This is a genomic window from Mesorhizobium sp. M7A.F.Ca.US.008.03.1.1 (assembly GCF_003997495.1).
In the GTDB taxonomy this organism is placed as follows: Bacteria; Pseudomonadota; Alphaproteobacteria; order Rhizobiales; family Rhizobiaceae; genus Mesorhizobium.
Genome location: NZ_RZRU01000008.1, coordinates 143,294 through 168,827, shown reverse-complemented (window position 1 = coordinate 168,827; position 25,534 = coordinate 143,294). Strand labels below are relative to the sequence as shown.

The 25,534-nt window shown below is 63.0% G+C and carries 23 protein-coding genes and 2 tRNA genes; 19 read left to right on the top strand and 6 right to left on the bottom strand.

Going from position 1 to position 25,534, the window contains the following annotated elements; genetic code table 11:
• Positions 1-34: 34 nt before the first annotated feature.
• On the top strand, positions 35-955 hold the full coding sequence (locus EOA16_RS13520; RefSeq protein ID WP_127258621.1) for a sugar kinase: 921 nt from the start codon (positions 35-37) through the stop codon (positions 953-955).
• A 110-nt stretch (positions 956-1,065) separates the two neighbouring features.
• On the opposite strand, the gene EOA16_RS13515 is transcribed toward EOA16_RS13520, so the two are convergent.
• From EOA16_RS13515 to EOA16_RS13505, 3 genes are all read right to left on the bottom strand, one after another.
• A complete protein-coding gene (locus tag EOA16_RS13515) occupies positions 1,066-2,088 on the bottom strand; it encodes an aldose epimerase family protein (RefSeq protein WP_127258619.1) in 1,023 nt (340 codons plus the stop codon).
• Positions 2,089-2,180: 92 nt separating this feature from the next.
• Positions 2,181-3,638: an NAD-dependent succinate-semialdehyde dehydrogenase gene (locus tag EOA16_RS13510; RefSeq protein ID WP_027039039.1), complete on the bottom strand. Its 1,458-nt coding sequence runs from the start codon at positions 3,636-3,638 to the stop codon at positions 2,181-2,183.
• 229 nt (positions 3,639-3,867) lie between these two features.
• Positions 3,868-4,815 carry an AEC family transporter gene (locus EOA16_RS13505; RefSeq protein WP_127258617.1) on the bottom strand — a complete coding sequence of 316 codons (948 nt, stop codon included), beginning with the start codon at positions 4,813-4,815 and terminating at the stop codon, positions 3,868-3,870.
• A gap of 110 nt (positions 4,816-4,925) precedes the next feature.
• Here EOA16_RS13505 and EOA16_RS13500 point away from each other — a divergent pair, with 110 nt between their 5' ends.
• The 10 genes from EOA16_RS13500 to EOA16_RS13455 all read left to right on the top strand — a co-directional run bounded on the left by EOA16_RS13500 (position 4,926) and on the right by EOA16_RS13455 (position 15,636).
• On the top strand, positions 4,926-7,946 hold the full coding sequence (locus EOA16_RS13500) for a caspase domain-containing protein (protein WP_127258615.1): 3,021 nt from the start codon (positions 4,926-4,928) through the stop codon (positions 7,944-7,946).
• A 103-nt stretch (positions 7,947-8,049) separates the two neighbouring features.
• Positions 8,050-8,598: a histidine phosphatase family protein gene (locus EOA16_RS13495; protein ID WP_127258613.1), complete on the top strand. Its 549-nt coding sequence runs from the start codon at positions 8,050-8,052 to the stop codon at positions 8,596-8,598.
• Positions 8,599-8,824: 226 nt separating this feature from the next.
• Positions 8,825-8,898 (top strand) — tRNA-OTHER (locus EOA16_RS13490).
• A 2-nt stretch (positions 8,899-8,900) separates the two neighbouring features.
• A tRNA-Leu gene (locus EOA16_RS13485) sits at positions 8,901-8,969 on the top strand.
• 356 nt (positions 8,970-9,325) lie between these two features.
• Positions 9,326-10,468: a slipin family protein gene (locus tag EOA16_RS13480; protein ID WP_164754251.1), complete on the top strand. Its 1,143-nt coding sequence runs from the start codon at positions 9,326-9,328 to the stop codon at positions 10,466-10,468.
• Between the two features lie 235 nt (positions 10,469-10,703).
• Positions 10,704-10,997 carry an acyl carrier protein gene (locus tag EOA16_RS13475; protein WP_027029416.1) on the top strand — a complete coding sequence of 98 codons (294 nt, stop codon included), beginning with the start codon at positions 10,704-10,706 and terminating at the stop codon, positions 10,995-10,997.
• A 56-nt stretch (positions 10,998-11,053) separates the two neighbouring features.
• Complete coding sequence (locus EOA16_RS13470) at positions 11,054-12,244, top strand: beta-ketoacyl-ACP synthase (protein ID WP_127258611.1); 1,191 nt, start codon at positions 11,054-11,056, stop codon at positions 12,242-12,244.
• A 52-nt stretch (positions 12,245-12,296) separates the two neighbouring features.
• The gene (locus tag EOA16_RS13465) at positions 12,297-13,574 is read left to right on the top strand and encodes a beta-ketoacyl-ACP synthase (RefSeq protein WP_127258609.1); all 1,278 of its coding nucleotides are present in this window, start codon (positions 12,297-12,299) and stop codon (positions 13,572-13,574) included.
• A 36-nt stretch (positions 13,575-13,610) separates the two neighbouring features.
• The gene (locus EOA16_RS13460; protein ID WP_127258607.1) at positions 13,611-14,639 is read left to right on the top strand and encodes a zinc-binding dehydrogenase; all 1,029 of its coding nucleotides are present in this window, start codon (positions 13,611-13,613) and stop codon (positions 14,637-14,639) included.
• Positions 14,640-14,652: 13 nt separating this feature from the next.
• A complete protein-coding gene (locus tag EOA16_RS13455) occupies positions 14,653-15,636 on the top strand; it encodes a lipid A biosynthesis lauroyl acyltransferase (protein WP_164754265.1) in 984 nt (327 codons plus the stop codon).
• 61 nt (positions 15,637-15,697) lie between these two features.
• Here EOA16_RS13455 and EOA16_RS13450 read toward each other — a convergent pair whose 3' ends face one another.
• Together EOA16_RS13450 and EOA16_RS32625 are read right to left on the bottom strand one after the other, a co-directional pair.
• Entirely contained in the window at positions 15,698-16,126 is a 429-nt protein-coding gene (locus EOA16_RS13450) for a L,D-transpeptidase (RefSeq protein ID WP_127258603.1), read from the bottom strand.
• A 40-nt stretch (positions 16,127-16,166) separates the two neighbouring features.
• The gene (locus EOA16_RS32625; RefSeq protein WP_164754250.1) at positions 16,167-16,340 is read right to left on the bottom strand and encodes a hypothetical protein; all 174 of its coding nucleotides are present in this window, start codon (positions 16,338-16,340) and stop codon (positions 16,167-16,169) included.
• Positions 16,341-16,348: 8 nt separating this feature from the next.
• Here EOA16_RS32625 and EOA16_RS13445 point away from each other — a divergent pair, with 8 nt between their 5' ends.
• The 5 genes from EOA16_RS13445 to EOA16_RS13420 all read left to right on the top strand — a co-directional run bounded on the left by EOA16_RS13445 (position 16,349) and on the right by EOA16_RS13420 (position 22,958).
• The gene (locus EOA16_RS13445; protein ID WP_127258601.1) at positions 16,349-17,629 is read left to right on the top strand and encodes an acetylornithine deacetylase/succinyl-diaminopimelate desuccinylase family protein; all 1,281 of its coding nucleotides are present in this window, start codon (positions 16,349-16,351) and stop codon (positions 17,627-17,629) included.
• A gap of 162 nt (positions 17,630-17,791) precedes the next feature.
• A complete protein-coding gene (locus tag EOA16_RS13440; RefSeq protein WP_127258599.1) occupies positions 17,792-19,270 on the top strand; it encodes an ABC transporter substrate-binding protein in 1,479 nt (492 codons plus the stop codon).
• A gap of 255 nt (positions 19,271-19,525) precedes the next feature.
• Positions 19,526-20,473, top strand: coding sequence for an ABC transporter permease (locus EOA16_RS13430; protein ID WP_127258595.1), 948 nt, complete (start codon positions 19,526-19,528; stop codon positions 20,471-20,473).
• On the top strand, positions 20,470-21,339 hold the full coding sequence (locus tag EOA16_RS13425; RefSeq protein WP_127258593.1) for an ABC transporter permease: 870 nt from the start codon (positions 20,470-20,472) through the stop codon (positions 21,337-21,339). The genes EOA16_RS13430 and EOA16_RS13425 overlap by 4 nt, the downstream gene beginning before the upstream one ends.
• A complete protein-coding gene (locus EOA16_RS13420; protein ID WP_127258591.1) occupies positions 21,336-22,958 on the top strand; it encodes a dipeptide ABC transporter ATP-binding protein in 1,623 nt (540 codons plus the stop codon). Before EOA16_RS13425 ends, EOA16_RS13420 begins: the two co-directional genes overlap by 4 nt.
• 20 nt (positions 22,959-22,978) lie before the next feature.
• Here the strand turns inward: EOA16_RS13420 and EOA16_RS13415 are convergent, their stop codons facing one another.
• Positions 22,979-23,410 (bottom strand): TerB family tellurite resistance protein, encoded by a 432-nt coding sequence (locus tag EOA16_RS13415; RefSeq protein ID WP_063172361.1) that lies wholly within the window; start codon positions 23,408-23,410, stop codon positions 22,979-22,981.
• Positions 23,411-23,560: 150 nt separating this feature from the next.
• Here EOA16_RS13415 and EOA16_RS13410 point away from each other — a divergent pair, with 150 nt between their 5' ends.
• The 3 genes from EOA16_RS13410 to EOA16_RS13400 all read left to right on the top strand — a co-directional run bounded on the left by EOA16_RS13410 (position 23,561) and on the right by EOA16_RS13400 (position 25,501).
• Positions 23,561-24,346 carry a TSUP family transporter gene (locus EOA16_RS13410; RefSeq protein ID WP_127258589.1) on the top strand — a complete coding sequence of 262 codons (786 nt, stop codon included), beginning with the start codon at positions 23,561-23,563 and terminating at the stop codon, positions 24,344-24,346.
• Between the two features lie 52 nt (positions 24,347-24,398).
• Positions 24,399-24,569, top strand: a complete 171-nt coding sequence (locus EOA16_RS13405; RefSeq protein WP_023812274.1) for a hypothetical protein — start codon at positions 24,399-24,401, stop codon at positions 24,567-24,569.
• 101 nt (positions 24,570-24,670) lie between these two features.
• Positions 24,671-25,501, top strand: coding sequence for an AraC family transcriptional regulator (locus EOA16_RS13400; protein WP_127258587.1), 831 nt, complete (start codon positions 24,671-24,673; stop codon positions 25,499-25,501).
• The last annotated feature ends 33 nt before the right edge of the window (positions 25,502-25,534 follow it).

Genomic DNA, 25,534 nt, shown 5'->3' with positions numbered 1-25,534 from the left:
AAGCTACAGCACCGAGATCACTGGAGGACTGTAGATGGCGGGAACCGGCGTCGCCTCGATCGGCGAATGCATGCTCGAACTGTCGGGCCAGACGGGACCGAACTGGCGCATGGGCTTTGCCGGCGACACGTTCAACACGCTGTGGGCGCTGCATGCGTTGAGCACCGAGCGGCCGGCAACCTATGTCTCGGCCTTCGGTGACGATCCCTTCTCGCAAGGCCAGATCGATTTCCTGGCCGAGAACGGCATCGGCATCGGCTCCAGCCCGGTCATAGCGGGCGCGCGGCCCGGCCTCTATGCCATCACGCTGACCGGGGCCGAGCGTTCCTTCACCTACTGGCGTTCCGATGCCGCTGCGCGGAAGCTCGCCTCAGACCCAGTTGCATTGTCGAAAAACCTGGGAAATCAGGCGCTTGTCTATTTTTCCGGAATCACTTTGGCAATTCTGGACGAGGCCGCGCGCGCGGTTTTGCTGGCGGCTGTCGCCAAGGCACGCTCGGCGGGTTCACTTGTCGCCTTCGACCCCAACTACCGGCCACGGCTCTGGCGCAATCGCGAAGATGCGCAGGCAGCGATCGTCGAAGCCCTTGCCGTCACCGACATCGCATTGCCGACCTTCCCCGACGAGCAGATGCTGTTCGGCGATGCAACACCGCAAGCCACAGCGAAGCGGCTCGGGCAACTCGTCAGCGAGGTCGTCGTCAAGAACGGCGAAGCGCCGGCACTGATTGCCCAAGCAGGAACGCTGCGCGAAGTCCCGGCGATCCATGTCGCCGCTCCCGCCGATACGACCGGCGCCGGCGATTCCTTCAACGGCGGCTATCTTGCAGCACGTCTTGCCGGGCACGACCCGCAGGAAGCCGCCAGCCGTGCCCATCGCGTCGCCGCCGCCGTGGTGCAGGTGCGCGGCGCGCTGGCGCCGTTCGAGATATTGCGAGCGGCATTCGAAGGCTAAGGTCTGAAAAACTAGCAATTCCAGGAAAAGTGTGAACGGTTTTCCGTCCGGAATTGCGTCAAAACAAAGAGTTGGAGCAGTTCACCGTTTCCGTGAAACGGTGAACTGCTCTAAGGCAGTCGGAACCTGTATTCCGTCACATGGTGGTAGATCGCGCCCGGCCACAGCGTCGCCTGTGGGAAATAGGGCCGGTTCGGCGCATCCGGCCACACCTGCGGCTCCAGGCAGAAACCGCAAAAGGCCTTATAATTTCGCCCTTCCAGCCCGGTTCGCGGGGTCACATACTGGCCGGTATAGAGCTGAACGCCGGGCTCGGTGGTCCAAACCTCCATCTCGACACCGGAACTGGCGCCTTGCGACCATGCCGCTTGCTTGAGCGGCCCGCGTGCCGAAGCGAGGCAGAAATTCTGGTCGTAGGGCAGCTGTTCGCCCTCGGTCTCCATGCGCAGCGGCCGCGCCTGGCGGAAATCGAACGGCGTGCCGTCAACCGGCTTGACCACGCCTGTGGGGATCATGTCGCCGTCGACCGGCAGATAGGCGCCGGCATTCAGCATCATCCTGTGGTCGAGAATGTCGCCGGCACCGCCGTCATCCAGGTTGAAATAGGAATGCTGGGTGAGATTGCACAGCGTCGGCTCCTCGCAGGTGGCCGTCAGCTCGACGCTGAGCGTGCCGGGGATCTTCAGCCGGTAGGTGCAGGTGACATCAAGCGCGCCGGGAAAACCCATCGTGCCGTCCGGGTCGTGCAGCGTCAGCGTGACGAAATCCCTGCCATGCAAGGAAACCGTCCACGGCCGGTGGGAATAACCTTGCGAGCCGCCATGCAGCGTATGCTTGTCGAGAAAGTTTTGCTCGGTCTGGTAGCGGCTGCCGCCAATGGTGAAGCGGCCGTCGCGGATGCGGTTGGCGTAGCGGCCGACGACCGCACCGAAGAAGGCCGTATCCGTCTCGTAGCCTTCCAGACTGTCATAGCCGAGCACCAGCGGCGCATCGTGCCCGGTCAGGCGCAGATCCTGGATGATCGCGCCCAGGCCGATGATGTTGGCTGTGATGCCGCCGCCCCTGATCGTGAAGCGACGCACCTGCTCGCCAGCCTGCGTCGTGCCGAAAACCTCGCCGTCCTTCATCGCCATGCCCGTAAATGCCAGTTGATCCAGAAGACTTCGGCTGGTTTTCCCGTGAGAGATGGGCAGGCCATTGGCCTCTCCATCTCAGGGATAGCCTATCAGAGGCCGAGGCCGCCGATGCAGACATATTTGGTGTCGAGATAATCCTCGATGCCCTGATGTCCGCCTTCCTTGCCGAGACCCGATTCCTTGACGCCGCCGAACGGCGCCTCCGGCGTGGTGATGAGGCCTTCATTGACGCCCACCATGCCGTATTTCAGCCCTTCCATAACGCGGAAGGCGCGGCCGAGATCGCCTGTGTAGAAGTAGCAGGCGAGGCCGAATTCGGTGTCGTTGGCGAGCGCGACGGCTTCCTCTTCGGTCTCGAACTTGAACACCGGTGCGACCGGGCCAAAGATCTCTTCCTTCATGAAGCGCATCTTGGGTGTCGCGTTGGCGATGACCGTCGGCTGGAAGAACGAACCGCCGAGCGCATGGCGCTTGCCGCCGGCGACGATCTTGCCGCCCTTGGATGTGGCGTCGGCGATCAGTTCCTCGACCTTCTCGACCGCCTTCTCGTCGATCAGCGGCCCCTGCTGCACGCCGTCCTCGAGGCCAGAGCCGACCTTCAGCCCGTTGCTGGCGGCAGCGAGCTTCTCGACGAACTTGTCATAGACACCTGCCTGGACAAGGAAGCGGTTCGTGCAGACGCAGGTCTGGCCGGAATTGCGATATTTGGCGGTGATCGCACCGGCAACGGCACGCTCGAGGTCGGCGTCGTCGAAGACGATGAACGGTGCGTTGCCCCCGAGCTCCATCGACACCTTCTTGACGGTGACCGACGACTTCTGGATGAGAAGCTTGCCGACCTCGGTCGATCCGGTGAAGGTGATCTTCGACACCAGCGGATTGGCGCAGATCTCGTCGCCGATCTCGCTGGCCGAACCGGTCAGGATGTTGACGACGCCCTTGGGGAAGCCGACTTCCTCGGCGAGCGCGCCCCAGGCGAGACCTGAATACGGTGTCTGCGACGCAGGCTTGACCACGGCGGTGCAGCCGGCGGCGAGCGCCGGGCCGAGCTTGCGGGCCAGCATAGAAGACGGGAAATTCCACGGCGTGATGGCGGCGATGACGCCGACCGGCTCCTTGGTCACCAGGATACGGCGATCCGCCCACGGCGACGGCACGACGTCGCCATAGGTGCGGCGGCCTTCCTCGGCGAACCACAATATGTATGCCGCGGCGGAGCCGATCTCGCCCTTCGATTCGAACAGCGACTTGCCCTGCTCGATGGTCAGCAGTTCGGCCAGCACGTCCTGATTGTCCATCATCGCGTCGTGCAGCTTGCGCAGCAGTTTCGAGCGCTCAAGCGCAGTCGTCTTGCGCCAGGTCTTGAAAGCTTCCGCGGCGGCTTCGATGGCGCGACGGGTCTCGGCTTTGCCCGACTTCGGCACGGTGCCGATCTTGAGGCCGGTGGCCGGGTTGTTGACGTCGACCGTCTGGCCGCTGTCGGCCTGCACCCATTCGCCATTGATGAGATTGGCCTGCCGCATGAAATGGCTGGTTTTCTGAAGCATGGTCTATCCTCCGTTTCGGCGCCCTGACGGGCCGGTCTGTGAATTCTTTGGCGAGCGTGCGCAATGGACTGAAGCCGGCATGCCGGAGCCACTGCTCTTTACCGAGGGCAAGGCCCGCAAGCAATCGCAAGATGGCATATAGGGGTTGGACCAGCCCGAGGCGAGAGCAGGCCAGACATATGCCATGCCGATCGCGGGGCGGCACTCATCTGAATATCGACATACCCTATCAGAAAACGTGGAGCACCACCGTCAGCCAGAAGGCGGTTGTAACAACCGCACTCGCCGTGGCGATGGTCATCTGGTTCGACGCCAGCGCCTGGCCGGTGTTGAACTGTACGGCGATGAGATAGGAATTGATGCCGGATGGCAGCGCCGCCACCACCACCGCCACCTTGGCCGTCAATGGCGGCAGGCCAAGCAGCCAGACCAGACCTAGAACCAGAGCCGGCATCAGGAACAGTTTCAGCACCGACAGCGCCAGCGCCGGTCGGATGTTACCGGAAATGCCGAATCGGCGCAGGCTGAGCCCCATGGCGAACAACGCCACTGGCCCGGCAGTGTCAGCCAGCGCATCGATCAGCCGCGTGGCAAGGTTCGGCAGCGGCGTGCCGGTTAGGCGCCATGCCAGCCCGGCCAGAATACCGATGATCAGGGGGTTGGTGAACAGTCTCCTCAGAAAGCTCTGGATGATGCGCAGCGGGTGTACGGGCTCACTGTCACCGCGGCCAAATATCTCGAACATGATGATCGAAGCCATCATCATGGTCGGCAGATGCACCGAAACGAGCAGCGACAGCACTTCGAATCCACTGGGCCCGAATACGCCGAGAACGAAGGGAATGCCCAGCAACACCACATTCGAGAAGGACGACGACACTCCACCGACGATGCCTGTGCGTGCGTCCCGCCCGAAGATCCGCGTCGTCACCAGATGGCCCGCAGCCCATGTCATGGCAACCGCGGTGAAGTAAGCGCCCCACAGCGACCAGGGCGCCACGCCATGGAAATCGGAATTCACCATCGTCCGAAACAGCAGCAGCGGCATCGCCACGTTGATGGCGAATTCGGAGATGCCGTCCCCGCTGGCCGGTTTCAGATAGCCGGTGAGCCCGGTGAGATAGCCGAGCGCGACGAGGCTGAAGACGAAAAGAACGGTTTCGGTGAGCGGCGACATTTTTCAGGGATAGGCGAGCCACGACCGCAGCGCAATCGCGCCCGAATTTGATCATGGTCCACTGGCAGCGTTATAGAGGTTTGGATCATCAGGGCGGGCACGAACGACAAATGACCTTTGTCGAAACCACAAAGCTTAATCTTTTGCGGCAGGCGTGGCTGACGGCTTTCGTCACGGCACTGCTTTGCCTGGCCACGACCGCGCTCGCAGTTGCCGAGACGAAAAGCCTGAAGGGCGTGGCGCTGATCATCGGCCAGTCGAATTACCTGCACATCGCCGCCCTGCCCAACCCCGCCAACGACGCCCGCGACATGGCCAAGATGCTGACCGACCTCGGCTTCGACGCCCGCAGCGTCACCGACCGCGACGCTGCAAAGCTGAATCGCGACCTGGAGCGGTTCACGGAAGATGCCGACGGCGCCGATGTCGCCTTCATCTATTATTCCGGTCATGGCATCGAGGCCGGCGGCGAAAACTATCTGGTTCCAGTCGATGCCGACGTCTCGTCGCTGAAGGATGCCGGCACCAGCCTTGTGCCGGTATCCGCCGTCATGGAGGCATTGAAAAAGACAGTGCCGGTGACGATCGTGCTGCTCGACGCCTGCCGCACCAATCCATTCCCCGCGGATGCAGTGGTACGGCGCTCACCGACTGCTTCCGCCTCGCCTATCGGTGCCGGCGGGCTGGAACCGGTGCGCGGCGCCAAGGCGCTCGGCAATGCGCCGGCGGCCGACGCGAGCCTGGGCACGGTGGTCGGCTTTGCCGCCGAACCGGGTCGTCCGGCGCTCGATGGCGCCGCCGGCGAAAACAGCCCTTACGCATCCGCCCTGCTGCGCCACCTCGCGGCGATGAAGGGCACCGAGTTCGGCTCGGTCATGCGCATGGTGACCGAGGAGGTCTATCTCGACACAAAGGCAAAACAGCGCCCCTGGGTCAATGAAAGCCTGCGCCGGCTGCTCTATTTCGGCGTCGCGCCGGCGGAGCCGACCGGCGACGACGGGCTGATCACAGGCGAAAGGCGCCAGCTCCTGCTGACGATTTCCGACCTGCCCGACACCAAACGGGCGCAGGTGGAATTGGCCTCGCTGCAGGAAGGCGTGCCGCTCGACGCGCTTTATGGCGTGCTGAAAGCGCTCGGCACGGAAAAAATCCCGGAAGATCCGACCGACCTGCAAAAGGTCCTCGACGCCCAGGCCGAGCGTCTGAAGAAGATGATGTCCGAGCGCGCCGCACTGCGCACCGACGATCCGGAGATCAAACGCCTTGTCGCCTCGGCCGACAAGGCGATCGGCCAGGGCGCCATCGTGACGGCGCGCAGATTCCTCGACGATGCCGTCGGCCGGGTCGAGCAGACCAACGATGCGGTCGATGAGGCCGAAGATCTCGTCAAGCAGAAGCGTTTTGCCGATGCCGCGATCTATGCCAGGCGCGCCGATGCCTCTGGCCTGGTGTTCGACTACAAATCCGCCGCCGGCGACTACGCCAAGGCGTTTTCGCTGGCCGAAAAATGGGACGACAGGCTGCGCTGGAACTACAAGAACCAGGAAGCCGAGGCGTTGAACGCCTACGGCTACGCCACCGGCGACCTCAATGCGCTGCAGCACTCCATCGAGGCCTATCGCACCATCCTGAACTTCATTCCCAATGGCGAACAGAATCGCGACTGGGCGATCACCCGCAACAACATGGCGGTGGTGCTGCAGACCATCGGCGAGCGCGAGACAGAGACCGCGCGCCTTGAAGAGGCAGCGCGGATCTTTCGCGATTCCCTTGTCGTGTTCGAGCGCGAGAAGGACGATCTCAACTGGGCCGCCGCGCAGAACAATCTGGCCAATGTGCTGTTGAAGATCGGCGAACGCGAGAGCGACCCGAAGCGCCTGAACGAGGCGGTGGTGGCGATGCGCGCGACGCTCCAGAAACGCCCGCGCGAAAAAGTGCCGCTCGACTGGGCCGCTTCGCAGAACAATCTCGGCCTAGCGCTGTACGCGCTTTCCGAGCGCGAGGCCGCCGGCGAACATCTGACGCAAGCCGAGGCGGCCTACCGGCTGGCACTTGAGGAGTACACGCGCGAAAAGGCGCCCGTTGAATGGGCAATGGTCGAGAACAATCTCGGCAACACGCTGGTGTCGCTCGGCATCCAACTCAACGACAAGGCGAAGATAAACGAGGCGGCCGACGCGTTCCGTGCCGCGCTCGAGGTGCGAACCCGTGAAACCTTCCCGGTTTCGTGGGCAACCAGCCGGCTCAACCTCGGCAACGCGCTGAGCGGTGTCGCCCGCTTCGATATGGGCACCGCCGCGCTGGAAGAGGCAGCTGCCGCCTATGACGATGCGCTGACGGTGTTTACCCGGCAGCGTTTCCCGATGGACTGGGCGTCGGCGCAGAACAATCTCGGTTCGATCTACCAGACACTTGGCCAGCGCACCCGCGACGCGGCCAAGCTGGAGCAGTCGGCGGCGGCGTTCCGGACCGCGCGGCAGGTCTATGTCAGACGGAAATTCCCGCAGGACTGGGCAATGAGCCACTACAATCTCGGCAACACGCTGCAGCTTCTCGGCGGCGTCACCGACAAGCCTGAACATTACGGTGAGGCCATTGCCGCCTACCGCGATGCGTTGCGCGAGTACAAGCGCGGGACGAACCCGCGCCAATGGGCGCTGGCCCAGGCCGGCCTCGGCTCGACGCTGCACTGGCTGAGCATGAGCAATGCCGACCCCAGGATTTTGCTGGAGTCCATCGCGGCCCGCCGGGCAGCCCTCGAAGTGCTCACCGTGGACGCGGCACCGGTCGACTGGGCCAACGCCCAGAACGGCATCGGCATGAGCCTGCTCAACCTCGGCAATCTCGAACGCACCGACAAATATCTCGGTGATGCCGAGGCGGCCTTCGCGGCGACGCTGAAGGTATTCACCAGGGAAAGCCTGCCCATGCAATGGGCCTTCGCGCAGAACAATCTCGGTGACGTCAGCTGGAATCGGGCCGGCTATGGTGGCGGCAAGGCCGAATATCAAAAGGCGATCGGATTCTTCGAGAACGCCAAGCAAGGCTTTACCGAAGCCGGCTACACGATCCCCATCCCGCTCACCGACCAGAAAATCGATCTGGTGAAGAAGCAGATGGCGAAGAAGTAGGTCTGCGCTTCCCGCCGACCGCGCCTTGTCTTTCGGCCGGCTTTACCGTCCCTATATGTCGTGCCACCGGAACCCATTGCCGGGAACCGGAGAAGGATAGCGGATGATTCGATTTGCCTTGGCGTTGTTCCTGCTTGTTGTTCCCGGCGTGGCGCACGCCACGGATGCAGGCTGGGCGCTGCTGCGCGATGGCGGGCATGTCGTGCTGCTTCGCCACGCCATGGTCACCGGCGCCACCGATCCGGCCAATTTCGACATCGGCAACTGTGCCACGCAGGTCAATTTGTCTGCGCGCGGCAAGCAGCAGGCGAGCAAGATCGGCGCCTTGTTCGCCGCCCGGGCGGCACCGATCGAGCGCGTGCTGTCCAGCCGCTATTGCCGCTGCCTCGACACTGCCCGTATCGCCTTCGAGGCCGAGCCGGAGCTGTTTGCACCGCTCGATCTCATGAAGGGCGACGAGACGCAGAAGGCCGCGCAGGTCGCCGCGATCATGAAGGAGATCCGCGCCTATTCCGGTTCCGACAATCTGGTCATGGTCACCCACCTGGAAAATATCGTGGCACTGACCGGTGTTTCGCCGCGCGAAGGCGAGGCCGTGGTCGTCGAACCGCAGGGCGACGGCCTGCGCGTACTCGGCCGCGTCACCTTCTGAGGCTTCCCACGCACCTTCGGCATTGGACCGGTGTTGCCGAAATGTCACCACTGAAAGAAGCCGCGAATTCGCCATGACGATGCCGCTTGCGACAACCCGTCGCAGGCGCTATAGGCGCGCTCCCGGTCACGAGAACCGAAGTGAGCACAGCGGTTGGAGCTTTCGTCTCCGCCCGTGCAGGCGGCATTGCCGCCCTGTATACGGCGCCGCTTTGGGGATTGGGATCGCGGATGTAGCTCAGCGGGAGAGCGCCGGATTTGGGTCCGGAGGTCGGGGGTTCAATTCCCTTCATCTGCACCACGGATAGCTCAGTTGGGTAGAGCATCAGATCGAGAATCTGACTGTCGAAGGTTCAAATCCTTCTCCATTGGCCTGATAAGCCAGCACCCTGCCAGGTGTTATCTGAAAAACGGTCCGGGGACTGGAATGCGAAGACTGGACGGATGAACCCGAGCCCTCGGGCGCGGATCATCCCAGCGTCTTTCGCCATCGGCTCGCGGCCAGGCCCGCGGTGACGATCAAGGCGCAGCGTCGCCGGCAAGGGAGGCCAAGGCTTCCGGCGCCCGCTTCGCTGCCACGCGATCCGCTCCCGAAGGCCCGCCACGGTTCGATGCCACCAGTCCCCGGATCATTCGTGCCCGGACTACGACGTGAAACGAGAAACGAAGGGAAGATCGACGCATGACGTGACGCCTCGCATGGGGCCATGCCCGACAGGAGTAAGACAATGACCATTCTCGACAAGGTTCTTGGGCGCGAGCGCGTCCTCGTAAGGGAAAACGAACGTGCCCTCACCCTCCACAAGGGGGAGATCAAGGCTGTCCTGCTGCCGGGTGAGCACTGGCTCGCCAACCGGCGCGGCAGCCTCGAAGTGTCTCGGCACGATCTGAAGAACCCGGAATTCGTTTCGGCATACGAGAAGGCGTTGTTCGACAAGCTCCCGGATGTGGCCGCGCGTCATTTCACCGTCGTTCGCACCGGGCGCACGGATGTCGCCGTCATCGAGCGTGATGGCAATCTGCACGCCGTGCTGGCGCCGGACCGCAAGCTGGTGCTGTGGACGGATGCCGGTCCGTGGAAGGTGACGCTGATCGACACGTCAGTCGATCTCGCCATCGATGCGGCGGTCATGCGCCGGCTGGGCCAGGCCCGGAAGGCGGAATTGATGTCCGTCCATCCGGTCGTCGATGGTCAGGCCGGACTGCTGTTCATCGACGGTGTCCTGGTTAGGACGCTGACGGCGGGCGTGCATGGCTTCTGGAACGTCGGACGCACGGTGCAGATCAAGGTCGTCGACCTCAAGCGCCAGTCGCTCGACGTTGCCGGGCAGGAAGTGCTGACCAAGGATCGCGTGACGATCCGAGTCAACATCGCAGCCGAATACCGGGTCGTCGATCCGGTCAAGGCGGTCAGCATGGTGAAGGACTTCTCCGAAGCCCTCTACCGCGCCCTGCAATATGCCTTCCGCAAGACACTTGGCGCGCTGACACTCGATCAGATCCTCGAAAAGAAGGTGACGATCGACGAAGAAGCGGCAGCCAAGGTCCGCGCCGACATGGCCGAGATCGGCGTGGAGGTCAGCGATATCGCCCTCAAGGATGTCATCCTGCCGGGCGAGATGCGCGAGATCCTCAACCAGGTGGTGTCGGCCGAAAAGCAGGCCGAGGCCAACATCATCCGTCGCCGCGAGGAGACGAACGCGACGCGTTCCCTCCTCAACACGGCCAGGGTGATGGCGGAAAACCCGGTGATGCTGCGGCTGAAGGAGCTCGAGGCGCTGGAGACCATCGCCGGCAAGGTCGAGCGGCTGACCGTTCACAACGGAACGGGCGGGCTGCTCAACGACCTGGTCAAGCTCCGCGATAGCTGATGCATGTCGCCCAAAAGTGGTTCCGGTTTGGGAAAACGACATGCATCGAAATAAGGCCTGACGTGGCGTCAACAGAAGGGCCGCCGGGTAAAACCGGCGACCCTTCTTGCGTTTCCTGGACACCCTACCCATCTGCGCCCGGCGTATCAGGCCTTTTCCTGCCGGGAAAAACCGATTAGACAGCGCCCAAACAAGATGCGGACAGATTCCGCCCGCAACCGAAGGAAAAGCCCCGTTGTCCACCACGAATTCCACCACGTTCGACAAAGTCGCCAAGATCATTGCCGACACCAGCGAGATCGATATCGACACCATCACACCCGAAAGCCACACGATCGACGATCTCGGCATAGACAGCCTCGATTTCCTCGACATCGTCTTCGCCATCGACAAGGAATTCGGCATCAAGGTGCCGCTGGAAAAGTGGACCCAGGAGGTCAATGACGGCAAGGCTTCGACCGACGATTACTTCGTCATGAAGAACCTGTGCGCCAAAATCGACGCACTGGTCGCCGCCAAGACCGCCTGACGTCAGTTGATCGCACGATCTTGACGCGCTCTGCCGCCTGACCCACAAAGCCGCCTATGAGCAGCCCCCGCGACGTCGTCATCACTGGTATCGGCCTTGTCTCCTCACTGGGGGAAGGTCCTGACGCCCATTGGCAGAAGCTGGCCCAGCCGGGCCCGCAGCCGGTGCTCGAAGCGACGCGCTTTGCGCCCTATACCGTTCATCCGCTGCCTGAGATCGACTGGAACCTTCAGATTGCCAAGCGTGGCGACCAGCGCCAGATGGAAACCTGGCAGAGGCTCGGCACCTATGCTGCCGGCCTTGCGCTGGACGACGCCGGCATCAAGGGCAATGACGAACTCTGCGCGACCATGGACATGGTTGTGGCCGCAGGCGGTGGCGAGCGCGACGAGGCGGTCGATGCCGCCATTCTCGCCGCTTCGGAAAGCCGCAATGACCGCGATGTGCTGCTCAACGAGAAATTGACCACCGAATTGCGGCCGACACTGTTCCTGGCCCAGCTTTCCAATCTGCTCGCCGGCAACATCTCCATCGTCCACAAGGTCACCGGTTCGTCCAGGACCTTCATGGGCGAGGAAGGTGCCGGCGTCGCCGCAGTTGAAACGGCCGCCGCACGCATCCGCTCGGGCCAGTCGACGCACATCCTGGTCGGCGGTGCCTTCCAGACCGAACATTCCGACATGCTGCTCGGCTATGAACTCGCCGGCTATCTGCATCGTGGCCCGTGGAAGCCGGTCTGGCAAAGACAGGGTGCCGAGGGCGGTGGCGTCGTGACCGGCTCCGGCGGCGCCTTCCTGGTGCTGGAACAGCGCGAACACGCGACAAGCCGTGGCCGAAAGATCTATGCCGAGCTTGGGCCGGTCGTCTCCGGCCGCGCCAGGCGCTCGCGCGGAGAGCTCGATGCCGAGATCGCCGCGCTGCTCAAGCAGGCGGCGCTGCCGAACGGCAAATTGCTGGCGCTGTCTGGTGCGTCGGGCGCGCATGCGGCGACATCAGCCGAGAAGGCAGCGCTCGATGCCAATCCGGCGATCGCCGCGCGCGGTTTCTCGACGCTGACCGGGCACATGAAGGAAGCACAGTTTCCTTTCGCCGTGGCGCTGGCGGCACTCGCTGTCGACCGCAAGGCCGCCTATCCTGTTTTTGATGCCGCAGCCGAGACGCCGTTCGAAGGCGTTCCCGCAGCCGTCCTTGCAACGGCGATCGGCTATCACCAATTCGAGGGCATGGCGCTGGTCAATGCCGCCTGAGGCGGTGTTTTCACGATCCATGCTGCAACGATAAAAGGTCGAGGGCTACCGGATGGCCAATCTGAACGATCATATGGGCAGGCCGATCGTCGCCGTCACAGGCATCGGCGTGGTGACCTCGCTTGGCGTCGGCAAGACGGACAATTGGGCGGCGCTGACCTCCGGCAAGTCGGGCATTCACCCGATCACCCGCTTTCCCATCGATCAACTGAACACCCGCATCTCCGGCATGGTCGATTTCCTGCCGTCGAGTTCGAAAGGTGCCAGCCCACTGACCTATGAGCTAGCCGAGCTTGCTGGCCTTGAGGCGGTGACCGAAGCCGGTCTAGATTCCAGCGACTTCGGCGGACCGCTCTTCCTCGCATCGCCGCCAGTCGAGCTCGACTGGGCCGAGCGCTTCTCGCTCTACAATTCTGACAAGGGCAAGGATGACACTGCCGCCGAACGACTGCTTCGGGTCGCGCGTAGCTTGAAAGAGCTGGATATTTTCGAGACCACCCAGTTCGGTTCGATCGCCGACCGCCTTGCCGACCGCCTTGGCACACGTGGTCTGCCGATCACTCTGTCGACGGCTTGCGCTTCAGGTGCCACCGCGATCCAGCTCGGTGTCGAGGCGATCCGACGCGGCGAATGCGACCGTGCGCTATCGATCGGCGCGGACGGTTCCGCGACCGCCGAGGCATTGATCCGTTTCTCATTGCTTTCAGCGCTCTCCACACACAACGACATTCCCGAAAAGGCATCGAAGCCCTTCTCCAGGGATCGCGACGGCTTCGTGTTGGCCGAGGGATCCGGGGCGCTCGTGTTGGAATCGCTTGAGACGGCATTGGCTCGCGGCGCGACTATTCTGGGCGTCCTCGGCGGTTGCGGCGAGAAGGCCGACGACTTCCACCGCACCCGCTCCAAGCCGGACGCTTCACCGGCCATCGCCGCGGTTCGCGCCGCTCTCGCCGATGCCGGCCTGAGTGAAGACGAGATCGACCACGTCAATGCCCATGGCACTTCGACGCCGGAAAACGACAAGATGGAGCATCTGGCGCTGTCGACGGTGTTCGGCGAGCGGATCGGCTCGATGCCGGTCTCGTCGAACAAATCGATGATCGGCCACACGCTGTCGGCGGCGGGCGCTGTCGAGGCGGCTTTCTCGCTGATGACGATGCGCGAAAGCGTCATTCCGCCGACCATCAACTATGACAATCCCGACCCCGCGATCGTGCTCGACGTGGTGCCGAACAAGAAGCGCAACGCCGAGGTCCGCACCGTTCTGTCGAACTCCTTCGGCTTCGGCGGCCAGAACACTTGCCTTGTCATGGCGCGGGAACCGGTCTAAGCGACCTTTTTCAGCCAGACTGAACCGACAGGCCCCATGCGCGCATTGCAACTTATAGAGGACCGCCGTCTTGAGACGGTGGACCTGCCGCCTCCTCCACCGCCGGCACTCGGCGAAGTCACGCTGCGCATCAAGGCGGTGGCGCTGAACCATATCGACGTCTGGGGCTGGCGCGGCATGGCCTTCGCCAAGCGCAAGCTGCCGCTGGTCGTCGGCGCGGAAGCCTCCGGCGAGGTCGAGGCGGTCGGTCCCGGCGTTTCCAGCCTGCTGCTCGGACAATTGGTGTCGATCTATGGCGCGCGCACCTGCGGCCTTTGCCGAGCATGTCGCGAAGGCCGCGATAATCTCTGCGAGCACGTTTCAGGCGTTCACGGCTTCCATCTCGACGGCTTCGCGCAGGAGAAGATCAACCTGCCGGCCCGCCTGCTGGTTCCTGCTCCGCCCGGCGTGACCGACATTGGTGCAGCGGTGGCGCCGGTCACCTTCGGCACAGTCGAGCACATGCTCTTCGACAATGCCAGGCTGCAGCCCGGCGAGACCATCCTCATCCATGCCGGCGGATCCGGCATCGGCTCGGCGGCCATCCAGCTGGCCAAGCGGATGGGCTGCACGATCATCACCACGGTCGGCTCAAACGACAAGATCGACAAGGCCAAGGCGCTCGGCGCCGACCATGTCATCAACTACCGCGACGACCGTTTCGAGGGCGTCGTGCGCAAGCTGACCAAGAAGAAGGGCGTCGACGTCGTCTTCGAACATGTCGGCGCCGACACCTTTGCCGCCTCGATGCTGTGCCTGAAGCGCGGCGGCCGCCTGGTGACCTGCGGTTCGACTTCCGGCGTGTCGACGCAGATCAATTTGATGCAGCTGTTCCAGCAGCAATTGAAGCTGCTTGGCTCCTTTGGCTGCCGCATGGAAAATATGGCCAACGCCATGCAGAAAATGGCGGCGGGACAGGTCGCACCCGTCATCGACACCGAAGTCGGCTTCGACGGTATCGATGCCGCGCTGAAACGCATGGAAGGCCGCGACGTGTTTGGCAAGATCATCCTGCGCGTCGGCTAGAGCCTTGACCTCTGTGTTCAAGAAGTTCCGCCGGGATCTCAAATTTCGCTACGGCAGGCAGCTGCGCCAGTTGAACTACTGGCTGGTGGCGCGGGCGGCGATGATGATCATCTCGGTCCTGCGCCTGCTGCCGGCCGACAGTGCGCTGAAATTCGCCGACCGCGTCGCACGCATGGTTGGCCCCCGGGTGGGACGCCATCAGGTTGCCGTCGACAATCTGCGCAAGGCCTATCCGGAAAAGAGCGAATCCGAGATCCAGGCGATCGCCTCCGACATGTGGGGCAACATGGCCCGTCTTGCCGCGGAATACATCTTTCTCGACGTCCTCTTCGACTATGACCCCACAGCCAGCAAGCCCGGCCGGGTCGAGGTCAAGGGAGCTGACCACTTCGTCGAAATCGCTGGCGAAGAGAGGCCGCATATCGTCTTCACCGGCCATCTCGGCAATTTCGAATTGCTGCCGGTGGCGGCGGCGACCTTCGGCATGAACATCACGGCGCTGTTTCGGCCGCCTAACAATCCCTATCTTGCCGACTACATCCTCTCGACGCGCCGCTCGACCATGGGCTCGTTGCTGCCATCCATGGCGGGCGCCTCATTCGCCCTGGCCGGTGTCCTGGAGAATGGCGGCAACATCGGCGTCCTTGTCGACCAGAAATTCACCAACGGCCTGGAGACGACCTTCTTCGGCCGGCCCTGCCAGAGCAATCGGGTGCTGGCCACCCTTGCCCGTCACTACGAGTGCGACGTCTACCCGGCGCGCTGCGTCAGGTTGCCAGGCAACCGCTTCCGGCTCGAAATCGAGGACAAGCTGACATTGCCGCGCACCGCTGACGGCAGCGTCGATGTCCACGCCACCACCCAGCGTCTCAACGACGTCGTCGAACGCTGGGTGCGAGAAGATCCCGGCCAGTGGATGTGGTTCCACAAAAGGTGGGAGATCAGCGGTGGGCGTCGAAAGCGACCGCAGCAGGCAAAAGCGGTCCCAAACGTTTGAGCAGAGCTGCTGGCGTGGGTGTTAGCCTTGCGCCAGCAGATAACAGCGAACCTGAATCGCCTCAGTTGGTGACGACAATGCGTGTGTTGCCGAAGCCCACTTCCCGCACCATCGAATAGAACGTTGCGGCATTGGCCGTGTGCAGCCTCACGCAGCCATGCGACGCGGGGCGGCCGAGCTGCCGGACGGCGCCGGTTCCATGGATGGCATAGCCGCCATGGAAGAACACCGAATAGGGCATCGGCGACATGTGGTATTTGCGTGAATACCACATCCTGGCCGTGCGCTGCGGCCGATAGGTGCCGCGCGGCGTGAAATAGCCGGTGCGGGCGGTGGAGACACTCCACCGGTAAACCGACGCGCCATATCTGACGGTCATCGTCTGCGACGACACGTCTATATTTGCAACGAGGCTGGCTGCCCAGCCCTGCCCCGAAGCACCGAACAGCATCGCAACAAACATGGCTGCCATGAGAACTGTCTTTTTCATGCGATCAAACCCCTTTGATTGCCCCTAACCTGCCTGCCCTCTAATTGTTTTTCATCTTTTTAATGGCAGATGCACGGGCTAACACACACACCTTGACCAATTCGCCAATCCAAAGCAGCGAATTTGAACGATTTCCCGCAATAGTTGCCGCAACGACACGCCGCACCGGCTTGACCGCCTGCGGGCTTGCAAAATCGCTGAGATCGCTGCTCAACTCTGCGCATGAACCAGCGACTCCTCCAGGCAATCGATGACAGGCGCGACGATGTCGTCGCGCTGACCGCCGAGCTGATCCGTTTTCCGACCATCAATCCACCTGGCGAGGCCTATCGGCCATGCGCCGAATATCTCGGCGCGCGGCTGAAGAAGAGCGGTTTCGAGACCGAGTTCATCCGCGCCGAAGGCACGCCCGGCGACACCGACCGCTATCCGCGCGTCAATGTGGTTGCCCGTTTCGACGGGAGATCATCAGGCGCCTGCGTCCATTTCAACTCGCATATCGACGTCGTCGAAGCGGGCGACGGCTGGACCGTCGATCCCTTCGCGGGCATCGTCAAGGACGGCAAGGTCTATGGCCGCGGCGCCTGCGACATGAAGGGCGGTCTTGCCGCCTCGATCATCGCCGTCGAAGCCTTCCTGGAAGTCTTCCCCGATTTTCCAGGCGCCATCGAAATATCCGGCACCGTCGACGAAGAGTCCGGCGGCTTCGGCGGCGTCGCCCATTTGGCCAGGCTTGGCTATTTCTCAAAACCCAGGGTCGACCATGTCATCATTCCCGAGCCGTTGAACAAGGACCGCATCTGCCTCGGTCATCGTGGCGTCTGGTGGGCGGAGATCGAGACCAAGGGCGAGATCGCGCACGGCTCGATGCCGTTTCTCGGCGACAACGCGGTGCGCCATATGGGCGCCGTGCTGCGGGCTTTCGAGGACGAACTGTTCCCCGCGCTCGACCGCAAGATGACGCGCATGCCGGTCGTGCCCGAAGAGGCAAAACGCTCGACCATGAACATCAATTCGATCCATGGCGGCCAGACCGAGGATTTCCGACCCGGCCTGCCCTCGCCCAACGTGCCCGATTCCTGCCGGCTGACCATCGACCGTCGCTTCCTCCTCGAGGAAGATCTCGACACCGTCAAAGGCGAAGTGACCGGTATTCTCGATCGACTGAAGCGCGAGCGGACAAAATTCGACTACGAAATACGCGACCTGATGGAAGTCTTGCCCCTGATGACCGAGCGCGACGCGCCGGTGGTCAAGGCGGTTGCGCAAGGCATCATGGCGATCTTCGACCGCGAACCCGACTATGTCATTTCGCCCGGCACCTACGACCAGAAGCACATAGCCCGCATCGGCCATATCTATGATTGCATCGCCTATGGGCCGGGCATTCTCGACCTCGCCCACCGGCCGGACGAATGGGTCGGCATATCGGACATGGTGGAATCGGCCAAGGTGATGGCGATAGGGCTCAACGTGCTGCTGCGCGGCACAGCCAAGGGATAAGGTGCGCACAGCGACAAGCTTCGACCCGCCGACGAGGCCGCCAGGACAAAAACATTCCCGGCCACGCCAACGGGCAGAACGAAACGCAATTTACTCCGTGGCGAAATCACGCTTCTATCGCCCGGGTTTGAGCACCTGTCTGAACGCATGGGGAGTTGCACGATGAAATTGTGGAAAACCATTCTGGCGGCCGCGGTGCTGTCGCTGGCCGCCGGCACCTCTGCGTTTGCCGCGCGAACCGATCTGGTCATCGGCATTCCCCTCGAACCCCCGCATCTCGATCCGACCGCCGGTGCCGCCGCGGCGATCGACGAGGTTCTCTACGCCAATGTGTTCGAAGGCCTGACGCGCATCGGGTCGAAGGGCGAGGTGCTGCCGGATCTGGCCGAAAGCTGGACCATTTCCGATGACGGCAAGGTCTACACTTTCAAGCTGCACACCGGCGTGAAATTCCACGACGGTACCGACTTCGACGCCAGCGACGTGAAATTCTCGCTCGATCGTGCCCGCGCAGACAATTCGGTCAACGCGCAAAAGGGCCTGTTCGCAGCCATCGACACGGTCGATGTGGTCGACGCGGCAACCGTCAAGGTCACGCTGAAGAACCCGCAGGGCTCGTTCCTCTACAATATGGGCTGGGGCGACGCGGTGATCGTGGCGCCCGAATCGGCCGACACCAACAAGGAAAAGCCTGTTGGTACCGGCCCGTTCAAGTTCCAGAACTGGGCCAAGGGATCGTCGATCACCCTGGTCAAATCAGACAATTACTGGGGCACACCGGCGTCCCTCGACAAGGCCGAATTTCGCATCGTGCCGGATGCCGCGGCCTATGTGCCGGCGCTGCTCTCGGGCGATATCCAGGCTTTCCCGTTCTTCGATGCCGACAGCGTCGCCCAGGTCAAGGACGACCCGCGCTTCAAGATTGTGATCGGCGCGACCGAGGGTGAGACCATCCTGTCGATCAACAACAAGAAGCCGCCTTTCGACAAATTGCAGGTGAGGCAGGCGATCTCCTACGCACTCGACCGCAAAGCGATCATCGACGGCGCCTCCGCCGGCCTCGGCGTGCCGATCGGCTCGCACATGTCGCCCGCCAACAAGGATTATGTCGACCTCACCGGCCGCTACCCGCATGATGTTGCCAAGGCAAAGGAATTGCTGAAGGAAGCGGGGCTGGAGAACGGCTTCAAGGCGACGCTGAAGCTGCCGCCACCCACCTATGCCAGGCTCGGCGGCGAGATCATCGCCTCGCAGCTTCGCGACGTCGGCATCGATCTCGAAATCATTCCGGTCGAATGGGCGCAGTGGCTGGATCAGGTGTTCACCAAGAAGGACTACGACCTGACCATCGTCTCGCACACCGAACCCAACGACATCGATATCTATTCGCGCAAGGATTATTACTTCAACTACGACAACCCGGCCTTCGACAAGGTGATTGCCGATCTCGGCGTCACCTCCGACGAAGCCAAGCGCAAGGAATTGCTGGGGCAAGCGCAGAAGATCCTGGCGGACGATGCCGTGGTCGGCTTTCTCTACGAACTCCCCAAGGTCGGCGTCTGGGACGCCAAGCTGCAAGGGTTGTGGGAGAACGCCCCGATCCAGGCCAATGATTTGACCAAGGTGAAGTGGAGCGAGTGAGGTCGGTCGGTCAAAGGCGCAAGGTGCACTCCGTCCCACCCCCCTCTGCCCTGCCGGGCATCTCCCCCTCAAGGGGGGAGATTGCGCTCTCGCCGCTGCTTTCGCCAATCATCTACGCAGTATTTGTGCCGCCGGCGCCGAAACTGCCAATCTCCCTCCTTGAGGGGGAGATGTCCGGCAGGACAGAGGGGGCGCCGTAGAACGATACGGCAGCCCGATCTTTGTGACAGACAACGCAGTGGTTCTTTCGCCCCCATGACCGCCTATCTCCTAAAACGCCTCGCTATCGCCATCGCCACGCTGGTGCTGGCTTCGATAGTGGTGTTCGCCGTGCTGGAGATCCTGCCCGGCGACCCGGCGCGGCTGATGCTGGGTCTGAACGCCAGCGCCGACCAGGTCGAATTGCTGCGCAACCAGATGGGCCTCAACGCGCCGCTGGCCTTGCGCTATCTGCACTGGGCCGGCGGCCTGCTTAGCCTCGATTTCGGCCGCTCCTACACCTATTCGGTGCCGGTCATCGATCTGGTGCGCGAGCGGCTGGCCGTCTCGCTGCCGCTGGCGCTGATTGCGCTCGCGCTTTCCACCATCATCGCGATTCCCGTTGGCCTGTTTTCCGCCAGCCGGCGAGGACGCGCCGGTGATACTGTGGCGATGGGCGCCGCACAGCTTGGCGTTGCCGTACCCAATTTCTGGTTCGCGCTGATGCTGATCTATGTCTTCGCCGTCTGGCTGCGTCTGGTTCCTGCCGGAGGCTTTCCCGGCTGGAGTGCCGGCGTCTGGCCAGCCTTGAAATCGCTGCTGCTGCCGGCGGTGGCGCTTGCCTTGCCGCAAGCCGCGATCCTGGCGCGCGTCACCCGCTCTGCGCTGATCGAGGTGCTGAACGAGGACTATATCCGCACCGCCCGCGCCAAGGGCTTGCCCCACCGAGCCGTGCTGTGGCGGCATGCACTGCGCAACGCCATGATCCCGGTGCTGACCATTCTGGGCCTGCAGTTCGCCTTTCTGCTTGCCGGCACCATCATCATCGAGAATGTCTTTTATCTGCCCGGCCTCGGCCGGCTGGTGTTCCAGGCCATCACCCAGCGCGACCTGATCGTCGTCGAAAGCGTCGTCATGCTGCTGGTCGCCGCCGTCATCGCCGTCAACCTTCTCGTCGACCTTTCCTATGCGGTGGTCGATCCGCGCCTGAGAAGCCGGCAATGACGCTGCACATCGACATCCCTGAGGAGACGTTCGGCAGCATCCTGGCCAAGGCATTTGGGAATACCGCCTTCGTTGCCGGTTTCGTCATCACCCTGCTGATCCTGGCAATGGCTGCAGTCTCTTATGCCTGGACGCCCTACGACGTCACAAAACTGGTGATATCGGACAAGACGCAGGCACCCTCGCTGGCGCACTGGTTCGGCACCGATCATTTCGGCCGCGACATCCTGTCGATGGTCATGGTCGGCGCCCGCAATTCGATTGCCGTGGCGCTGGTTGCGGTCGGCATCGGCATGGGCGTCGGCGTGCCGCTCGGCGCCTTTGCAGCGGCACGCGGCGGCCTCGTCGACGAAGCGCTGATGCGGCTGAACGATCTCGTCTTCGCCTTCCCGGCTTTGCTGTCGGCGATCATGATCACCGCCATCTTCGGGCCGGGTGCCGTCAACGCCATCATCGCCATCGGTATCTTCAACATCCCGGTCTTCGCGCGTGTCGCCCGGGCCGGCGCGCTGGCGATCTGGCCGCGCGAGTTCATTCTCGCCGCACGCGCCGCCGGCAAGAGCAGCGCGCAGATCACAATCGAACATGTGCTGCCCAACATCGCCACGCTGCTCCTGGTGCAAGGCACCATCCAGTTCGCTCTGGGCATCCTGGCCGAGGCCGGGCTTTCCTATCTGGGCCTGGGTGCGCAACCGCCAATGCCGAGCTGGGGCCGCATGCTGTTCGACGCGCAGACCCGCATGGTGGTGGCGCCATGGATGGCGATCTTTCCGGGCATGGCGATCGTTGTCGCCGTGCTGGGGCTGAACCTCCTGGGCGACGGCATCGCCGACATCCTCGATCCGAAATCGCGGCGGCAGCGATGAGCCTGCTCGACATCGAGAACCTGTCGCTGACCATCGGCGACACGCAGATCCTCAAGGGTGTGGAGCTTTCCGTCGCGCCCGGTGAGGTGATGGGGCTGGTCGGCGAATCCGGTTCCGGCAAATCGATGACCGCGCTGGCGGTGATGCAGCTTCTGCCCCATGCCGCGCGCGCCACCGGACGCGTCACATTCGACGGCATCGACATCCTCGCGGCAACCGAGGACCAGATGTGCGCGCTGCGCGGCGACGACATCGGCATGGTGTTCCAGGAGCCGATGACGGCGCTCAATCCGGTCAAGACCATCGGCGAACAGGTTGCCGAAGGCATACGCTGGCACACCAGGGCCAGCCGCGCCGAGGCCGAAGACCGGGCGCGAAAAATGCTCGACCGTGTCGGCTTGCCCGAAGCGAAATTCCCGATGTCGCGCTACCCGCACGAACTGTCAGGCGGCCAGCGCCAGCGCGTCGTCATCGCCATTGCTTGCGCGCTGAAGCCGAAGCTGCTGATCGCTGATGAACCGACGACGGCGCTCGACGTGGTGCTGCAGGCACAAATCCTCGACCTGCTGCGCGACCTCGTCGCCGAAAGCCGCATGGGCCTGCTCCTGATCTCGCACGACCTCGCCGTGGTCATCGAGATGGCCGACCGCATCACCATCCTGCGCCACGGCGAGGTGATGGAGGCCGGCGACACGGCGCGCACGCTGTCCGAACAGCTCCACCCCTACACGCGCCAGTTGGCGCAGGCCTCGATGCATGTGCCGGCGCGCGCCAGGCCGCATGGCATCGAGACGGCCCGACCTTTGCTCGAGGTCGAGGGCGTGACCCGCGACTACCCAGGCCGGCGCACCTCGCTGTTCAAACGGGCGCCAACGATCCGCGCTGTCGACGACGTCTCCCTGTCGATGGCGCCGGGCCAATCGGTGGCGCTGGTCGGGCGCTCCGGCTGCGGCAAGTCAACGCTCGCCCGCATGATCCTGGCGCTGGACCGGCCAAGCTCGGGCACGATCCGGTTTCGAGACGAGACCATCACCGGCAAGAGCGAAGCCGAACTGAAGCCGGCCCGGCGTGACATGCAGGTCGTCTTCCAGGATCCCTATGGCTCGTTCGACCCGCGTCAGAAGGTCGAAAAACTGGTCGCCGAACCCCTGCATGTGCTGGAGAAAAAGCCGACAAGCGCCGAGCGCCGCGAAATGGTGGCGCATGCGCTGCACGAAGTCGGCCTCGGCATCAGCGACTTGGACAAGTACCCGCATGAGTTTTCCGGCGGCCAGCGCCAGCGCCTGTCGATCGCCCGCGCCATCATCACCCGTCCGAAACTGGTCGTCGCCGACGAGCCGGTCTCGGCGCTCGACGTCTCGATCCGCGCCCAGATCCTCGATTTGTTCGCCGAGCTCAACCAGAAGCTCGGCATCGCCTATCTCTTCATCACCCACGATCTGACCGTGGCCCGCGCCATCACGGACGAGGTGCTGGTCATGCATGACGGCAAGATCGTCGAGCGCGGCAAGACGAGCGAGGTGCTCGACCACCCGCAGTCCGAGGCTGCCAAGGCGCTTGTCACCGCCGCCCCTGATTTGCACCGGGCAATCGCGAAGCGGCTGCGAGAGCAAGGCTGATCAGGAGAGAAGGCGCCCAATCACTCCTGCGGCTTCACCACATCGACCGGGCTGATATCGAGCAGGTCGAGCGTGCGGCGCAGCAGTCGGATCTCGCTCTCGGCCAGTTGCGAATCCGCCTTGGCGATCTCCGCCATATGTTTGGCCAATTGCCGGCGCCGTTCGACGTCGAGGTCGCGGAACAGTGCGATCGCCTGTGAGCCATTGGTCTCGTAGCCGAACTCATTGAGATATTCGATGACGCTGTCGATGCTGCTTTCCTGAATGCCGAAGGCGTCCTTGCAGATGCGCCGGAAGGCAACCATCTCGCTCTCGCTGACCGACCCGTCGGCCAGGATCATGCGAAACAGCATCAGCAGTTCCGCCGACAGGACCGGATCGTCCGCCACCTTGCGCACGCCGGGGTCGCCGTCGAAGATCTGACGTATCTGGTCCAGCAATGCGAATGCCATCAGGAGCCTCTTTCCGGGTTGACTACACACAAACACAAATCCAAGCGCGATGCGCTTGGATAGAAGTAGCGCGGAATCGATCTTGCGCAAACAGGGCGGCCGTGGTCGAACGCTCGATATTTGAGCCGGCCGGACACCTCCATACCCCAGATGATCGACCTTAGTATCCAGACCGTCGCCATGCTCGCCTTCGCCGCCTTTGCCGCGGGCTTTGTCGATTCGATCGCCGGCGGCGGCGGGCTGATCACCGTGCCGGCGCTGCTGCTTGCCGGCTTCACGCCGGTCCAGGCGCTCGCCACCAACAAACTACAAGGGATGTTCGGCTCGGGCTCGGCGACCATCCACTATGCATCGAAGGGTCATGTCGACCTCCGCCGGCAATTGCCGTCGGCGCTTCTGGCCCTTGTCGGAAGCGCCGTCGGCGCCTTGCTGGCAACGATCGTGCCGGGTGACATTCTGCGGGCCGCGCTGCCCATCGTGCTGATCGCCATCGCGCTCTACTTCGCGTTCAAGCCCAATATGAACGATGTCGACCGGGCCGAGCGCCTGTCGCCGTTCCTGTTTGGACTGACCCTGGTGCCTGCGATCGGCTTCTACGATGGCTTGTTCGGACCAGGTGCCGGCTCCTTTTACATGCTGGCTTTCGTGGCACTTGCCGGCTACGGCGTGCTCAAGGCGACGGCCCATACCAAGCTGCTCAACTTCGCCTCCAACATCGGCGGCTTCATCGTCTTCGCGGCCTTCGGTGTCGTCTATTGGAAGATCGGCCTGATGATGGGCATTGCCCAGTTCATCGGCGCCCGCGTCGGCGCCAGTCTGGCCATGCGCATCGGCGCAAAACTGATCAAGCCGCTGCTGGTGATCGTGTGCCTGGCGCTTGCTATGAAGCTGCTGGCCGACCCGGCGAACCCGCTGCGGGCCCTGATTGGTGTGTGATCACGTGCCCTGATAGAATGCTGCTGTTCGAATCATGTTGGAGGAGCCACACATGAATCTTAGCGCACCTACGCAGATCGTTTTTATCATTTCCGTTGTTATCGCCATCATCGGCGTCCTCGCCGCGCTTGGCGTTCTTGCATTCATTCCACTCGCATCGGTGTGGATCGTGCTTATTGCTTTCATCGTGCTTGCCGGCGGCTGCTTGATGCGCGGCGCCTGACCATTTCCCTTGAAGTGGGGACGAGGAGCGCCCGGCCAAAAGCCGGGCGCTTTTGATTCCGGCCCCGGGTCTGCTAGATTTGACCGGCGCAAGGATGGCCGATGCCAGTCGAGATGCAACCCCGGGAAGAGCAGGACCGGTCCGCCGCTGGGCGGTTCGAGATGCGCCGACGCCTGCCCGATCCTCGACTTCAGGGCATTGTGTCGGACATTTGCGGCTATCGCGAAATGGCCCCCGGCCATATGCGCAACGTCGAATACGCTTCGCTCACCGTACCGCTGGTCATCAGCTTCGCCGAACCCTTCGCCATCGGCCTCGGCAAGGCGCCCGGCGACAATGACCGCTTCGCCAGTTTCGCCGCCGGCCTTTTTGCCGGACCGGTGGTGATCGAATCCTTCGGCGGCGCCTGCTGCATCCAGGTCAACTTCACGCCGCTTGGAGCACGCCGTTTCTTCCGCCTGCCGATGAGCGAACTGACAGACAGCATGGTCGTCCTCGACGACGTGCTTGGCGCGCAAGGCATGGCGCTGCGTGAACGGCTCGGCAACGCACCGGACTGGACGACGCGTTTCGACATAGCCGAAGCCTTCGTCACCGCCCGTCTCGAGAATGCTGCAGAAACACCGCTCGAAATCGCCTGGGCCTATGACCGCATCATCACATCCGGCGGCCGGACCCGCATTGCATCGCTTGCTGAAAGACTGGGCTGGAGCCGCAAACATCTCGCCGGCAGTTTTTCCAACGCCATCGGCATGGGCCCCAAGACACTGTCGCGCATCGTCCGCTTCAACCGGGCGCTCGGCCTGTCGAGGCAGATCATCGCCAACTGGGCCGATATCGCAGCCGGTTGCGGCTATGCCGACCAGGCACATCTGGTGCGCGAATTCCGCGACCTCGCCGGCGAGACGCCAACCGCGCTTTCAGTCAGGTAACATTTCTTCAAGACCCTGGAACGGCCTTCGATC